Source organism: Brachyspira catarrhinii (assembly GCF_005518285.1).
GTDB classification, from domain to species: Bacteria; Spirochaetota; Brachyspiria; order Brachyspirales; family Brachyspiraceae; genus Brachyspira; species Brachyspira catarrhinii.
In genome coordinates, this window is record NZ_SJDU01000679.1 from 1 (window position 1) to 716 (window position 716).

Consider the following 716-nt stretch of genomic DNA (forward strand, 5'->3'; position numbering starts at 1 on the left):
ATTGTATTGTAGAATTTATATCCGCTCATTTTTATTTTCTCCTTTTTTCGACAATTACAATTAAAATCAATATAATTTATAGAAAATATAACATATTTTATAAAAAATGTCAAGCGCTAAAATAATTTTATCATCTCACATAAAACATATCTTTTGGGATATAATCGTCAATCATTACGGTTTCTTTAAGATTTCTTCTGCCTTGCATTGCCATCACATTATAAGTGGCGACTCCGATATTGTTATTTTCAAGCATAACGGTTCTTTTTTCCATTCTTTCCAAATCTATATTTGAAGTTCTCACTTGGTCGAAATATTCGCTTGCCAAAACAAAATTTCTAAAAGCCTCTTGTTCGTTTTGAATATTATTTCCGACAGCCGAATTATAAGCGTAAGAAACTCCGATATTATTATACAAACTTGCCAAATAACTCAAAAGGAAAAAATCGCTTTCCGTTCGCATTTCGAGTCTGCCCAATCTTTCGCGTCTCGCCAAAATTTGATTAAGCGCGTTTCTGTAAAAACCGTTCGCCAAATTCGCTCTATCCAAATGAAGTAAAGAATTTCCCAAAGCGTAAGAAACAACGCTATTGCTTGGATTTTTTTGAAATAACGCGTTGAATCCTTCGAATGCTCTGTCGAATTCGTTATTCAAATAATAAATCCATGACAAATTATATAAAAGCTGGTCTCCTCTTAATTCTGGAGGCAAATTG

1 protein-coding gene is annotated in these 716 nt (G+C 32.3%); it reads right to left on the bottom strand.

The genetic code is table 11. From position 1 onward, the window contains the following. Positions 1–130: 130 nt before the first annotated feature. Positions 131–716, bottom strand: a 586-nt coding sequence (locus tag EZH24_RS13040; RefSeq protein WP_419670470.1) for a tetratricopeptide repeat protein, incomplete at its 5' end; no start/stop codon positions are given.